Here is a 12,957-nt window from a genome sequence, read left to right on the forward strand (position 1 = left end):
TGATTCAAACCGCCCACCCGGCGTTGTCCTGGTGGGCGTTGATTTTGGTGAGCCCCATTTCGACCACGCGCTGGAAGAGTTGGGCTTGCTGGCCCAGACCGCAGGCTTTGTGGTGGCCGAACGGGTGACGTGCAAACGCAGGGCCCCCGACCCGGCCTTGTTTGTGGGCTCCGGCAAGGCCGAGGAAATTCGCTGTCTCGTGGCCGCCACCGGTGCCACCGAGGTGTTGTTTGACCAAGCCCTGAGCCCTGCCCAGCAGCGCAACCTGGAGCGCTACATGGGCGTGGCGGTGAACGACCGCACCCTGCTCATTTTGGAAATTTTTGCCCAGCGTGCGCGCAGCCACGAGGGCAAACTGCAAGTGGAACTGGCCCGCATGCAGTACCTGTCCACCCGACTGGTGCGGCGTTGGTCCCACCTGGAGCGGCAACGCGGTGGGGTTGGGCATCGCGGTGGCCCAGGAGAAACCCAGATCGAGTTGGACCGCCGCATGCTGTCCGACGCCATCAAACGCACCCGCGAGCGCTTGGACAAGGTCAAGAAGCAACGCTCCACCCAGCGCCGCCAACGGGAGCGCCGCCAAGCATTCAACGTGTCGCTGGTGGGCTACACCAACGCTGGCAAGTCTTCACTGTTCAATGCCTTGGTCAAGGCCCGCGCCTATGCGGCTGACCAGCTGTTTGCCACCTTGGACACCACCACGCGGCAGATGTACCTGGGCGAGGCCGGTGTGTCGGTGTCGCTGTCGGACACGGTGGGCTTCATTCGCGACTTGCCACACAACCTGGTCAATGCGTTTTCGGCCACGTTGCAAGAATCGGTGGATGCCGACCTGTTGCTGCACGTGGTGGACGCCTCCAACCCCAACCATCCGGAGCAGATTCAGGAAGTGCTTCGGGTGCTGGAAGAGATTGGTGCTGCCGACGTCCCCCAGATCTTGGTGTTCAACAAGATCGACGCACTGCCGGACGACCGAAGGCCGCATGTCCTGGCCGACAGCATGGAACTGCAAGGCCGGGAAGTGCCCCGGCTGTTCGTCAGCGCACACAGCGGTGAAGGTCTGACCGAGTTGCGTTTGGCGCTGGCGTCACGCGTGAATGCGCAAAAATCAGACGATTCTTCCAATCTCCCGGTTGACCCCAGGTTTGCAGCTTCTGACACCGATAATTGAACGAATCTCGTGGGCCCCGAGCCCATCTTCCACCCCCACATCAGCCCATCGACGATGACATTCAACGCTATGCGAACCTTTGCGAAATGGCGCACGGCCGGTTCCCGGATGTTCAACCTCAATGACCCTCGCTGGGGTCGTGGTGAATCCGAGGGGGAAGGTGGCACGCCCCGCCCTGAATCGCGTCCAGACGACACCCGAGGCCAGGAGGGTCAACGTCCTCAGCGGCCCACCGGCAACCCAGGCCCCCCCGACCTGGACGAACTGTGGCGTGACTTCAACCAGAAGCTGGGCGGCATGTTCGGCCGCGGTGGACGGGGAAAGGGAGGGGGCAACGGCAACGGTGGTTTCAACCCCAACCCCAAAAGCGCGGGCATTGGCGCAGGACTGGTGGCCGGTGTGGCCCTTCTGTTCTGGGCCAGCACAGGGTTTTTCATCGTGCAGGAAGGCCAGCAGGGCGTCATCACGCAGTTTGGTCGCTACCACTCCACCGTGGGCGCTGGTTTCAACTGGCGTTTGCCTTATCCCATTCAACGACATGAACTGGTGTTTGCCACCCAGATCCGCTCGGTGGACGTGGGGCGTGACAGCATCGTTCGGGCGACGGGCCTGCGCGAATCGGCCATGCTGACCGAAGACGAAAACATCGTCGAAATCAAGTTCGCGGTTCAGTACCGGCTGAGCGATGCCCGGGCGTACCTGTTCGAAAGCCGTGACCCCGACGCCGCCGTCATCAAAGCCGCCGAAACCGCCGTGCGTGAAGTGGTGGGCAAGATGAAGATGGATGCCGCGTTGGCGGAAGACCGTGACCAGATTGCGCCACGCGTTCGCACGCTGATGCAGACCATCCTGGACCGCTACAACGTGGGCATTGAAGTGGTGGCGGTCAACATGCAGCAGGGTGGGGTGCGCCCGCCCGAGCAGGTGCAGGCTGCGTTTGACGATGTGCTCAAGGCCGGACAGGAGCGCGAGCGCATCAAGAACGAAGCTCAGGCCTACTCCAACGACGTGGTCCCCCGCGCCGAGGGGGCCGCGTCACGGCTGCGTGAGGAAGCGGAGGGTTACCGCTCCCGCATCGTGGCCCAGGCGCGCGGTGATGCTGAACGCTTCAAGGCCGTGCTGGCCGAGTACCAGAAGGCCCCTCAGGTCACCCGCGAACGCATGTACGCCGAGACCATGCAGCAGATCTACAGCAACGTGACCAAGGTGCTGGTGGACTCCCGCTCGGGCAGCAACCTGCTGCATTTGCCGCTGGACAAAATCATGCAGATGTCGGCCGCCTCCGCCGCCGCAGGCAGTGATGTGCCGCCCTCGGCTGCTGCCTCGTCGCCGTCCGGGGCGTCATCCTCCAGCCCGTCGACGGCAGTCCCCGCCAACAGCCGCAGCCGCGCTGCCGACCGTTCGCGTGACCGCGACACCCGCTGAACCCACCCCCGAATCAACCGCAGAGGACAAACTTTCATGAACAGACTGGGTTTCATTGGTGCCGTCGTGATCGTGGCGTTGGGTGTGCTGGGGTCTTCCCTGTTTGTGGTGGACCAGCGCCAATACGGCATCGTCTATCAGCTGGGTCAGATCAACAAGGTGGTGGTGGAGCCGGGCTTGAACTGGAAACTCCCGCCGCCTTTCCAGAACGTCAGCTACATCGACAAGCGTCTGCTCACGCTGGACAGTTCGGACACCGAGCCCATGCTGACGGCCGAAAAGCAGCGCGTGGTCATTGACTGGTATGTGCGCTGGCGTGTGTCAGAGCCTTCGGCCTACATCCGCAACGTGGGGCTGGACGAGCGCGCCGGAGCCTTGCAACTGACGCGTGTGGTTCGCAACGCCTTCCAACAAGAGGTCAACAAGCTCACAGTGAAAGAGCTGCTGTCGGTCAAGCGCGACGAACTGATGACCTCCGTCAAGGAGCAGGTGCTGCTGGCCGTCAAAGGCGCCGAAAAGCCTTGGGGCATGGACGTGGTGGATGTGCGCATCAACCGCATCGACTACGCCGAGACCATCACCGAATCGGTGTACCGCCGCATGGAAGCTGAGCGTGCCCAGGTGGCCAACCAGCTCCGCTCCAGCGGGGCTGCCGATGGCGAACAAATCCGCGCCTCGGCCGACCGCCAGCGTGAGGTGACCCTGGCCAACGCCTACCGCGAGGCCCAGAAAGTGAAGGGCGAGGGCGATGCCGAAGCCTCTCGGGTGTACGCCGAGGCCTTTGGGCGCGACCCCGCGTTTGCCCAGTTCTACCGCAGCCTGGACGCCTACAAGGCCACCTTCGCCAGCAAGTCCGACGTCATGGTGCTGGACCCGTCCTCCGAATTCTTCAAAGCCATGCGAAGCAGCGCACTGGGAGGCAGCTCAGAACCTGCCAAGCGCGGGCACTGAGTTCGGACGGGAGCGTCGCATGGACGTTTTTTGGTCTGCGCTCGCGCTGCTGCTGGTGTTTGAAGGCCTGGGGCCCTTCATCTCGCCGGGTGGCTGGCGGCGCACCATCCAGTCGGTGTTGTCGTTGACCGACGGTCAGCTTCGGTTCATGGGGTTGTGCTGCGTGCTTTTTGGGCTGGCCGCCTTGTGGTGGCTCGACTGAAAACCGGCTGTCAGCCGAACGGGTGACACAGCCCGGTAAAATCTGCGTTTTAACAGCGCTCGTCATTTCACATGTCTGCCTGGGTTCTCCCGGATCACATTGCCGACGCCTTGCCTTCCGAGGCCCGGCACATCGAAGAACTCCGCAGGGACCTGCTGGACACCGCCCGTCGCTATGGCTACGAGTTGGTGATGCCACCCCTGCTGGAGCACCTGGAGTCCCTGCTCACCGGCACCGGTGAAGCCTTGGACCTGCAAACCTTCAAGCTGGTGGACCAGTTCTCAGGGCGCACCCTGGGCTTGCGGGCCGACAGCACGCCGCAGGTGGCCCGCATCGACGCCCACCTGCTCAACCGCCAAGGCATTGCCCGCCTGTGTTACTGCGGCCCGGTGGTGCACACCCGTTCTGCCCGGCCCCAGGCCACGCGGGAACCCCTGCAATTCGGGGCCGAGCTGTACGGCCACGCCGGTCTGGAAGCCGACCTGGAAATTTTGGAGTTGGCCCGCACCAGCCTGCAGGCCGCGGGGGTGGTTCAACCCACGCTGGACCTGTCGGACGTGCGCCTGATCGACGGCTTGCTGGCCGGTCATGCACTGCTGCCCACCCAGTTGGCCGACATCCATGCTGCACTGGCGGTCAAAGACCAGTCTGCGCTGCGTGGACTGCTCAAAGGCCTGCCCGCCGATGTGGCCGGGGGCTTGAGCCGCCTGCCCGAGCTGTTTGGTGATGTGGCCGTGTTGGATGAGGCAGAAAAATGCCTTCCACACACGCCAGTCATTGCTTCATCGCTGCAAAATTTGCGTTGGCTTGCCCAGCGCATGGACGGCGTCAACCTCACATTTGACCTGGCTGACCTGCGTGGTTATGCCTACTACACCGGCGTGCGTTTTGCCATGTTTGCAGGCGGCACCGATGGTGAACCCGTGCGCGAGCTGGTTCGCGGCGGGCGCTACGACGCCGTCGGTGCCGTGTTCGGGCGCGAACGCCCGGCGGTGGGCTTCAGCCTCGACGTCAAAGAACTGGTGCAGGCGGTGCAACCCCAGCCGCTGCGCCCCGCCGTGCTGGCCCCCTGGGGCGAAGAACCCGGCCTGCGCCATGCCATCGCTTACCTGCGTGCGCGGGGCGAAACCGTGGTGTGCGTGCTGCCCGGGCACGAGCACGAAGTCAACGAGTTCCAATGCGATCGCCGCCTGTCCTTGCAAGACGGCCAATGGGTGGTCGAAGCCATCCCCAACCCCTGAACCTACGCTCTCAATCCAAATGATGAACAAAACTTTTGCGCCGGTGCCCGGCCGCAACGTGGTCGTGGTCGGCACCCAGTGGGGTGACGAAGGCAAGGGCAAGCTGGTGGACTGGCTCACCGAAACCGCCACCGGGGTGGTGCGTTTCCAAGGCGGGCACAACGCCGGGCACACGCTGGTCATCAACGGCAAGAAAACCGCGCTGCACCTCATCCCCAGCGGCATCATGCGGCCCGGGGTCAAGTGCTACATCGGCAACGGCGTGGTGCTGGCGGTGGGCAAGTTGTTCGAAGAAATTGCCGGGCTGGAATCGGCCGGGGTGGAGCTTCGCTCGCGCCTGCGCGTGAGCGAAGGCTGCCCCTTGATCCTGCCCTTCCACGCCGCACTGGACGTGGCCCGCGAGGCTGCCAAGGAAAAGGCCGGCACCGCCAAGATCGGCACCACCGGCCGTGGCATCGGCCCCGCCTACGAAGACAAGGTGGCCCGCCGTGCCCTGCGCGTGCAAGACCTGAAGTACCCCGAGCGTTTCACCACCAAGCTGCGCGAACTGCTGGCCTACTACAACGCCCAATTGGCCGCGTTGGGGGCCGATCAGGTGGACTGGAGCGCCATGCCCTGGCTCAAGGACCAACCCCTGTCCACCTTTGTGGTCAACGGTCAGGTGCAAGAGGCTGCCGTGCTGTCCCAGGCCATGGCCCAGGCCGAGCTGCTCAAGCCCATGATTGCCGACGTGTCCCGCGAACTCAACGCCGAGCATGTGCGCGGTGGCAACCTGCTGTTCGAAGGTGCCCAGGGCACGCTGCTGGACGTGGACCATGGCACCTATCCGTTTGTGACCTCCAGCAACTGCGTGGCCGGCAACGCCGCCGCCGGTGCCGGTGTGGGCCCAGGCCTGCTGCACTATGTGCTGGGCATCACCAAGGCCTACTGCACCCGCGTGGGCGGCGGCCCGTTCCCCACCGAGCTGGACTGGGAAAAGGAAGGCACCCCCGGCTACCACATGAGCACGGTGGGCGCCGAGAAGGGGGTGACCACCGGGCGTTCGCGCCGTTGTGGCTGGTTCGACGCTGCGCTGCTCAAGCGCAGCGCGCAGGTCAACGGCCTGTCGGGTCTGTGCATCACCAAGCTGGACGTGTTGGATGGCCTGCCCGAACTGATGCTGTGCACCGGCTACATGCTGGATGGCGAAGCCATCGACATCCTGCCCATGGGGGCCGACGAGATCGCCCGCTGCCAGCCCATCTACGAAACCATTCCCGGCTGGACCGACAGCACCGTGGGGGTGACCGAGTTTGCCAAGCTGCCTGCCGCTGCACAGCACTACCTCAAGCGCATTGAAGAGACCACGGGCGTGCCCATCCACATGGTGTCCACCAGCCCGGACCGGGACCACACCATCCTGATCCAGCACCCCTACGAAGCGTGAATGCCGTCTGGGCAGTAAATTCATCCATCAAATTGGCATCTAGCGCTTTATATACAAGCGTAGGCAGCTACATTTTCAGGAGTAATCCGCATGTTGACTGAAGACGGCAAGCACCTCTACGTGTCCTACGGCGAGTACCACAACCTCATCGAAAAACTGGCGCTCAAGGTGTACCAGTCGGGGTGGGAGTTCGACACCATCCTGTGCCTGGCCCGTGGCGGCTTGCGCCCGGGCGACATCCTGTCGCGCATTTTCGACAAGCCCCTGGCCATCATGTCCACCAGCTCGTACCGTGCCGATGCCGGCACCGTGCAAGGCCACCTGGACATTGCCCGCTACATCACCACTCCCAAGGGCGAAATTGCGGGCCGTGTGCTGCTGGTCGACGACCTGGCCGACACCGGCCACACCCTGCGCGCGGTGGTGGACACCCTGAAAAACCGCTACGCCCCCATCACCGAGCTGCGCTCTGCCGTGATCTGGACCAAGGGCGTGTCCACCTTCGAGCCCGACTACTCGGTGGAATTCCTGCCCTCCAACCCCTGGATCCATCAGCCGTTCGAAGGCTACGACGCCATGCGTCCGGCCGCGCTGCTGGAGAAGTGGAAGCTCTGATGCCGGACCGCCATCCCGCTGCCCCGGCCAGCCTGTCCACCCAGCTCATCCACCACCCCTACCAGCCCCCAGCGGGCTTCGAGGCGGTGGCCCCTGGGGTGCACAAGGCGTCCACGGTGTTTTTCGGCAATGTGGCCGAACTGCGCCACCGGCAGTGGATGGACAAGTCCGGCTACACCTACGGGCTGCACGGCACGCCCACCACCTACACGCTGGAAGAACGCATTGCCACCCTGGAGGGCGGCCACCACTGCCTGCTGGTGCCCAGCGGCCTGGCCGCCGTGGGCCTGGTGGACATGGCCTTTTTGCGCCAGGGCGACGAGTTGCTCATCCCCGACAACGCCTACGGCCCCAACAAGGCCCTGGCCGAGGGGGAACTGAAAGGGTGGGGCATCACCCCCCGCTACTACAACGCCATGGACCCGGCGGACTTGGCCCGCCGCCTCACACCCGCCACCCGGTTGGTGTGGTTGGAAGCGCCGGGCTCCATCACGCTTGAATTCCCCGACCTGCCCGCCCTGGTGCAGGTGGTGCGTCAGGCCAATGCGGCGCAGGGCCGTGGCGACCGGCCCATCCTCACCGCGCTGGACAACACCTGGGGTGCGGGCATTGCCTTCTGCGGTTTTGACGTGGGCGGAGCACCTGGACAAGGGCAGGGCGTCGACATCGTGATGCAGGCCCTCACCAAATACCCCAGTGGCGGTGCAGATGTGCTCATGGGTTCGGTGGTCACCCGCCACCCGGCCTTGCACAGGGCCCTGCTGTTGACCCACATGCGCATGGGCCACGGCGTGGCGGGCAACGACGCAGAACTGGTGCTGCGAGGCTTGCAAACCATCGCCTTGCGCTACCAAGCGCAAGACACGGCCACCCGCCAGCTGGCGCAATGGATGCAAACCCGCCCCGAGGTGGCCGCCGTGCTGCACCCGGCGCTGCCCGGTTCCCCCGGCCACGCCACCTGGGCGCGTGACGCCACCGCGGCAGGCTGCCTGTTCAGCGTGGTGTTCCAGCCGCAGTACACCCAGGCCCAGATCGACGCCTTCTGCGACCGCCTGCGCCTGTTCAAGCTGGGCTGGAGCTGGGCAGGCCCCATCAGCCTGTGCGCGCCCTACGACGTGCCCAGCATGCGCCAACAGCCCTGGCCCCATGTCGGTGGTCTGGTGCGGTTTGCAGTGGGTTTGGAAAACGTGCAAGACCTTCAAAACGACCTGTGCCACAGCCTGAATGGAATGCAGCCGTCAACCCCGCGTCCTGATCGTTGAAGATCAGGGCGTTGGCATGGTTTCTGGCGGGGAGCTGGTGAGCAGGGTGTTGCCACTCACGTCAGCGGCAAAACCAGCGGGCAACCAGATGTCAGGAGCGCTTCCGGCGGCCGGGGCGTGGACTAGGTTGCCGGTGATGGTGGCGTGGGTGATCCACGTGAGGCTGTTGACCGGAAAGTCGATCACAAGAATGCCATGGTTGCTGCTCGTCAACGTGTTGAGGCCGCTGGCCCAGACGCGGTTGTCTTGAACGGTCCATTCCAGCGCACCGGTGCTGTCGTGATCGGCATAGTAGGAAATACCATGCTTGCCGGTGCGCAAAACGGTGTTGTTGCGCACCATTCCGCCCGCCCGTGTGGAAATGCCACTGCCGTCGTGAACGTCATAAATCAAATTGGACTCAATGGTGTAGCCCGTGCTTTGCATGTAGATGCCGTGGTAGTGACCGGGCCAAGACAAGTCCTGTCCCGCGTCACTGATTCGATTGCGCCGGATCACCACATTCTGGTGGTGAACGCCGCCGAGGTCATTGACCGCGACCAGAATGCCATCGCGTTTCACCGAGCGAATGGTGCACCCCTCAATGGTGATGTCGGTGGATGAAGCTGCGTTGCTGATCTGGATGCCAGAGGTGTCCATCGTTTCGATGATGCAATTGCGGATCGTCACCCGTGCGGAACCTCGCACCTGAATGCCCGCAGTCTGGGCGTTGCGAACGGTCACCCCATCAAGAACAACATCGTGAGCCCCCTCGATCTTGACGCCATAAGGTTGCCCAGTGGCATCGATGGTCCAGGGCCCCACGGTCTGGCCTGACTTGGTAACATCAATCAGCAAGGCTGCGCCACCACCCCCGTTGCCGGCAGGCAAGGGGGGCGCGGCATCGGTCACCACAACGCCGCCGCTGATCAGGCCGCCAGCGGGAACCACGCTCCCCACCTGGAGGGTGGTGCCAGAGGCCACCGAGAAACCGGATGCAACAACAACAGCCGTCACTGTCGCGGGCGCGCCGGTGTTGTTCTGTACATCGACCGGCCCGACATAACCTGCTGGCAGGGCCACCGTGGCGTAGCCCCCCGATGCCAGCGTGACGGTGTACGTCTGTGTGGCCACAGCCTGGCGAATGTCGGTGGTCAGCGCCCACCCCATCAGGGCGAACATCCACAAAGCTGCGGTGGCTCCGTCGCGTCGGCGCTGGGTCACGTAACCCAGCGCAGCAACCAAGAGTGCCAATGCCCCCATGGCCGCAGGGGACAGGGGCACACTGCTGGCCGTCGAGAAACTGACACAAACACCCGGGCAAGGGGTTTGCGCCACCACGGGCACTGCGCTCCACAGCGCAGCGACACACGCCATCAAACAAGTGGAAACAAGACGCAGGCTCAACATGACAGCTTCATCACGACGTCATCGGAGCAGGTGGAAAGCGCTGCTCACGATCCCTGAGCGCGGCCACGGCTGCTTCCAATGTGGCGACCGACCGATCCGTCAACACACACACCTGTGCCTGCTCGAACTGGCTGAAGTTGCGCAGCATGGACTGGTGGTAGGCCGGATCGTAATGCAGCTCAAGCAACTTTTGTACCACGTCGGCCGAACGGCCCTGGCGCACCAGGGCCTGCCATTCGGCCACGGTGGCACGGCCCCGGTGTTCGGTCAGCACCGCCAAGCGTTCGCAAAACAACTCGGGGTCGGCCACAAAGTGGGCGTAGTCTTCCAGCAGCAGGGCCACGCGCTCGGGGTCGGGCAACTGCAGGTCCATGCAGGGGCTGGCGCGCATGCGGTCGATCAGCGCGTCGGGCACCCGCAGGTTGCCCACCTTCTTGCTTTCGCATTCCACAAACACCGGCTGATCGGGCTTGAGGGGTGACAAGGTTTCCCAGATCAGCGATTCAAAACGCTTCTGGCTGGGCTGGGGCTGACCGGGAATGTGCCCCAGCACCGAACTGCGGTGGCTGGCCAGGGCCTCCAAGTCCAACACCTGGGCACCCGCCTGTTGCAGGGCTTGCAGCAGCCGGGTCTTGCCGCTGCCGGTGGGGCCACAGACCACGCGAAAGCTCAGCCGGTCCACCACCCGCGGCAGGTCGGCCACCAGCGCGGCGCGCCACGCCTTGTAGCCGCCTTCGATCAGGGTGACTTGAAACCCGATGGCGCTGAGGATGGTGGCCAGCGCCCCGCTGCGGTTGCCGCCGCGCCAGCAGTACACCAACGGTTTCCAGCCCTTGGGTTTGTCCAGCACCTCGCGCTCGATGTGGGCTGCGATGTTGCGGGCGGCCAGGGCGGCACCGCGCTTCTTGGCTTCGAAGGCGTTGACCTGCTTGTACATCGTGCCGATGGTCACGCGCTCCTCGTTGTTCAGCGTGGGCCAGTTGAGGGCCCCGGGCAGGTGGTCCAGCGCGTGTTCGTCTTCGGTGCGGGCGTCAATGACGTGGTCGAAATCGGCCAGCCGCGTCAAGGCCTCGGAAGCGGGCAGGGTGTGGAAACTCATGGAGGGGAGGGCGTCAGGGCTTGAGCTGCGGTTGAAGCACGGGCCACACGTTGGCCAGCAGCCGCGGGTGGGCCGCGGCGCTGGGGTGGATGCGGTCGGCCTGGAAGAGGCTGGCGGCATCGGGGGCGTCGGCCACATTTTTCAGCAAAAAGGGCACCAGCGCCGTGCGCTGGGCCTTGGAGACTTTGACGAACAGGTCGGCAAAGTCGCGGGTGTAGGCGGGGCCGTAGTTGGGGGGCACTTGCATGCCCACCAACGTGACCCGGGCCCCTGCCGCCTGCGACGCCTTCACCATGGCGGTCAGGTTGGCTTCGGTCATGGACAGGGGCAGGCCCCGCAGCGCGTCGTTGCCGCCCAGCTCAATCACCACATGGCTGGGCTGGTGTTTGGCCAGCAGGGCAGGCAGGCGAGTGCGCCCGCCCGCTGTGGTGTCGCCGCTGACGCTGGCATTGACCACCTGGTGCGGCAGCTTCTCAGCCGCCAGCTTCTGCTCCAGCAAGGCCACCCAGCCGCTGCCGCGGGGCAGGCCGTACTCGGCGCTGAGGGAGTCGCCCACCACCAACACCTTGGGTGACAAGGGGGGCATGGCCGCGTGGGCCGCCCCCAAGGCCAGCACAGACCACACAACAACGTTACAGTGCCGCAGCCAGTGCCTGCGTGTGCTGGGTTTGAACAACGGATGGTGGTGCATGAACCAAGTGGCGAAAGAATCGGCAAACCGCGCAAGCGCACCCGCAGGGGCTGGCACTTCTGCGGTGGTGATGGCCGTGGAAGGGGTGAGCAAGCGGGTGGAGGACTCCACCGGCACGCTGGCTATTTTGCGCGATGTGAGTTTCACCCTGAACCAGGGGCAGACGGTGGCCATTGTGGGGGCCTCGGGCTCGGGCAAAAGCACGCTGCTGTCCATCATGGCGGGGCTGGACACCCCCACCCAGGGCACGGTGCGGCTGGATGGCCAGGATTTGTTCGCCCTGGACGAAGACCAACGCGCCGCGCTGCGGGCGCAAAAGGTGGGGTTTGTGTTCCAGAGCTTCCAGCTCATGGGGGGGCTCACGGCACTGGAAAACGTGATGCTGCCGCTGGAACTGGCCAACCGCCGCGACGCCCGGGCCGCAGCCACCGACATGCTGCAGCGCGTGGGCCTGGGCAGCCGCCTGGGGCATTACCCCCGCGTGCTGTCCGGCGGCGAGCAGCAGCGCGTGGCACTGGCCCGCGCCTTCGTGCTGCAGCCCGCGGTGCTGCTGGCCGACGAACCCACCGGCAGCCTGGACTTCGCCACCGGCGAAACCATCATGCGGCTGATGTTCGACCTCAACCGGGAGCAGGGCACCACCCTGGTGTTGGTCACCCACGACCGGGGGCTGGCCGCGCAGTGCGAGCGGCGCATCACCATCGATGCGGGGCAGGTGGCGGGATAATCCCCCCATGTCTTCACCCAAAGTTCTGTTCGGCTTTCACGCCGTGGGCGTGCGCCTGAAAACCGCGCCGCAATCCATCATCGAGGTTTACTTCGAACCCACGCGGCGCGACGCCCGCATGCGCCAGTTCCTGGACCGTGCCCGCGAAGCCGGGGTGCGCCTGATCGAGGCCGACGGCCTGCGCCTGGCCAAGCTGGCGGGCAGCCATGGCCACCAGGGCGTGGCCGCAAGGGTGGAGCCGGTGGCCCAGGCCCATTCGCTGGACGAGGTGCTGGAAGGCCTGGAAGCCGCCGGTCAGCCCCCGTTGCTGCTGGTGCTGGACGGCATCACCGATCCCCACAACCTGGGGGCCTGCCTGCGGGTGGCCGATGGGGCAGGGGCCCACGCCGTCATCGCGCCCAAGGACCATGCGGCGGGCATCAACGCCACGGTGGCCAAGGTGGCCAGTGGCGCGGCCGAAACCATGCCCTACTTCATGGTGACCAACCTGGCCCGCACGCTGGGTGAGCTGAAAGAGCGCAACATCTGGATCATTGGCACCAGCGACGACGCGCCCAAGACCCTGTACCAGGTGGACCTGAAAGCGCCCGTGGCCCTGGTGTTGGGGGCTGAAGGGGCGGGCATGCGGCAGCTGACCCGCAAGACCTGCGACGAACTGGTCAGCATCCCCATGAAGGGCGCGGTGGAAAGCCTGAACGTGTCGGTGGCCAGTGGCGTGTGCCTGTACGAGGCACTGCGCCAGCGGGGCTGAGAGCGAC

Annotated in this window: 13 protein-coding genes; 10 read left to right on the forward strand and 3 right to left on the reverse strand. The window is 65.0% G+C overall.

The window, feature by feature from the left end; all coding sequences use genetic code 11:
• Window positions 1–31: 31 nt before the first annotated feature.
• The 8 genes from hflX to ACYVB7_RS13055 all read left to right on the forward strand — a co-directional run bounded on the left by hflX (window position 32) and on the right by ACYVB7_RS13055 (window position 8,293).
• On the forward strand, window positions 32–1,171 hold the full coding sequence (gene hflX / locus ACYVB7_RS13020; protein ID WP_460508286.1) for an HflX GTPase family protein: 1,140 nt from the start codon (window positions 32–34) through the stop codon (window positions 1,169–1,171).
• 108 nt (window positions 1,172–1,279) lie between these two features.
• On the forward strand, window positions 1,280–2,596 hold the full coding sequence (gene hflK / locus ACYVB7_RS13025) for a protease modulator HflK (RefSeq protein ID WP_460508288.1): 1,317 nt from the start codon (window positions 1,280–1,282) through the stop codon (window positions 2,594–2,596).
• 36 nt (window positions 2,597–2,632) lie between these two features.
• Window positions 2,633–3,547 carry a protease modulator HflC gene (gene hflC / locus ACYVB7_RS13030; protein WP_460508290.1) on the forward strand — a complete coding sequence of 305 codons (915 nt, stop codon included), beginning with the start codon at window positions 2,633–2,635 and terminating at the stop codon, window positions 3,545–3,547.
• Window positions 3,548–3,566: 19 nt separating this feature from the next.
• Entirely contained in the window at window positions 3,567–3,749 is a 183-nt protein-coding gene (locus ACYVB7_RS13035) for a DUF2065 domain-containing protein (protein WP_460508292.1), read from the forward strand.
• Window positions 3,750–3,820: 71 nt separating this feature from the next.
• On the forward strand, window positions 3,821–4,990 hold the full coding sequence (locus tag ACYVB7_RS13040) for an ATP phosphoribosyltransferase regulatory subunit (protein ID WP_460508295.1): 1,170 nt from the start codon (window positions 3,821–3,823) through the stop codon (window positions 4,988–4,990).
• A gap of 19 nt (window positions 4,991–5,009) precedes the next feature.
• Window positions 5,010–6,416 carry an adenylosuccinate synthetase gene (locus tag ACYVB7_RS13045; protein ID WP_460508297.1) on the forward strand — a complete coding sequence of 469 codons (1,407 nt, stop codon included), beginning with the start codon at window positions 5,010–5,012 and terminating at the stop codon, window positions 6,414–6,416.
• Window positions 6,417–6,506: 90 nt separating this feature from the next.
• On the forward strand, window positions 6,507–7,031 hold the full coding sequence (locus tag ACYVB7_RS13050) for a phosphoribosyltransferase (RefSeq protein WP_460508300.1): 525 nt from the start codon (window positions 6,507–6,509) through the stop codon (window positions 7,029–7,031).
• Window positions 7,031–8,293 (forward strand): PLP-dependent aminotransferase family protein, encoded by a 1,263-nt coding sequence (locus ACYVB7_RS13055; protein ID WP_460508302.1) that lies wholly within the window; start codon window positions 7,031–7,033, stop codon window positions 8,291–8,293. Before ACYVB7_RS13050 ends, ACYVB7_RS13055 begins: the two co-directional genes overlap by 1 nt.
• 3 nt (window positions 8,294–8,296) lie before the next feature.
• Here ACYVB7_RS13055 and ACYVB7_RS13060 read toward each other — a convergent pair whose 3' ends face one another.
• The 3 genes from ACYVB7_RS13060 to ACYVB7_RS13070 form a co-directional block, all read right to left on the reverse strand.
• Window positions 8,297–9,454, reverse strand: coding sequence for a right-handed parallel beta-helix repeat-containing protein (locus ACYVB7_RS13060; protein WP_460508304.1), 1,158 nt, complete (start codon window positions 9,452–9,454; stop codon window positions 8,297–8,299).
• A 238-nt stretch (window positions 9,455–9,692) separates the two neighbouring features.
• On the reverse strand, window positions 9,693–10,781 hold the full coding sequence (mnmH, locus tag ACYVB7_RS13065; RefSeq protein WP_460508306.1) for a tRNA 2-selenouridine(34) synthase MnmH: 1,089 nt from the start codon (window positions 10,779–10,781) through the stop codon (window positions 9,693–9,695).
• Window positions 10,782–10,794: 13 nt separating this feature from the next.
• Window positions 10,795–11,367 carry an arylesterase gene (locus ACYVB7_RS13070; RefSeq protein ID WP_460508308.1) on the reverse strand — a complete coding sequence of 191 codons (573 nt, stop codon included), beginning with the start codon at window positions 11,365–11,367 and terminating at the stop codon, window positions 10,795–10,797.
• Between the two features lie 175 nt (window positions 11,368–11,542).
• Here ACYVB7_RS13070 and ACYVB7_RS13075 point away from each other — a divergent pair, with 175 nt between their 5' ends.
• Together ACYVB7_RS13075 and rlmB are read left to right on the forward strand one after the other, a co-directional pair.
• Window positions 11,543–12,199: an ABC transporter ATP-binding protein gene (locus ACYVB7_RS13075; RefSeq protein WP_460508368.1), complete on the forward strand. Its 657-nt coding sequence runs from the start codon at window positions 11,543–11,545 to the stop codon at window positions 12,197–12,199.
• A gap of 7 nt (window positions 12,200–12,206) precedes the next feature.
• Window positions 12,207–12,950, forward strand: a complete 744-nt coding sequence (gene rlmB, locus ACYVB7_RS13080) for a 23S rRNA (guanosine(2251)-2'-O)-methyltransferase RlmB (RefSeq protein WP_460508310.1) — start codon at window positions 12,207–12,209, stop codon at window positions 12,948–12,950.
• Window positions 12,951–12,957 lie beyond the last annotated feature (7 nt).

This window comes from Hydrogenophaga soli (assembly GCF_054777695.1).

Bases quoted from the DNA above. Each gene is read 5' to 3' on its own strand.
- hflK (WP_460508288.1), top strand. From the start codon at position 1,280: ATGTTCAACCTCAATGACCCTCGCTGGGGTCGTGGTGAATCCGAGGGG.
- hflC (WP_460508290.1), top strand. From the start codon at position 2,633: ATGAACAGACTGGGTTTCATTGGTGCCGTCGTGATCGTGGCGTTGGGT.
- ACYVB7_RS13035 (WP_460508292.1), top strand. From the start codon at position 3,567: ATGGACGTTTTTTGGTCTGCGCTCGCGCTGCTGCTGGTGTTTGAAGGC.
- ACYVB7_RS13040 (WP_460508295.1), top strand. From the start codon at position 3,821: ATGTCTGCCTGGGTTCTCCCGGATCACATTGCCGACGCCTTGCCTTCC.
- ACYVB7_RS13045 (WP_460508297.1), top strand. From the start codon at position 5,010: ATGATGAACAAAACTTTTGCGCCGGTGCCCGGCCGCAACGTGGTCGTG.
- ACYVB7_RS13050 (WP_460508300.1), top strand. From the start codon at position 6,507: ATGTTGACTGAAGACGGCAAGCACCTCTACGTGTCCTACGGCGAGTAC.
- ACYVB7_RS13055 (WP_460508302.1), top strand. From the start codon at position 7,031: ATGCCGGACCGCCATCCCGCTGCCCCGGCCAGCCTGTCCACCCAGCTC.
- ACYVB7_RS13060 (WP_460508304.1), bottom strand. From the start codon at position 9,454: ATGTTCGCCCTGATGGGGTGGGCGCTGACCACCGACATTCGCCAGGCT.
- mnmH (WP_460508306.1), bottom strand. From the start codon at position 10,781: ATGAGTTTCCACACCCTGCCCGCTTCCGAGGCCTTGACGCGGCTGGCC.
- ACYVB7_RS13070 (WP_460508308.1), bottom strand. From the start codon at position 11,367: ATGCCCCCCTTGTCACCCAAGGTGTTGGTGGTGGGCGACTCCCTCAGC.
- ACYVB7_RS13075 (WP_460508368.1), top strand. From the start codon at position 11,543: ATGGCCGTGGAAGGGGTGAGCAAGCGGGTGGAGGACTCCACCGGCACG.
- rlmB (WP_460508310.1), top strand. From the start codon at position 12,207: ATGTCTTCACCCAAAGTTCTGTTCGGCTTTCACGCCGTGGGCGTGCGC.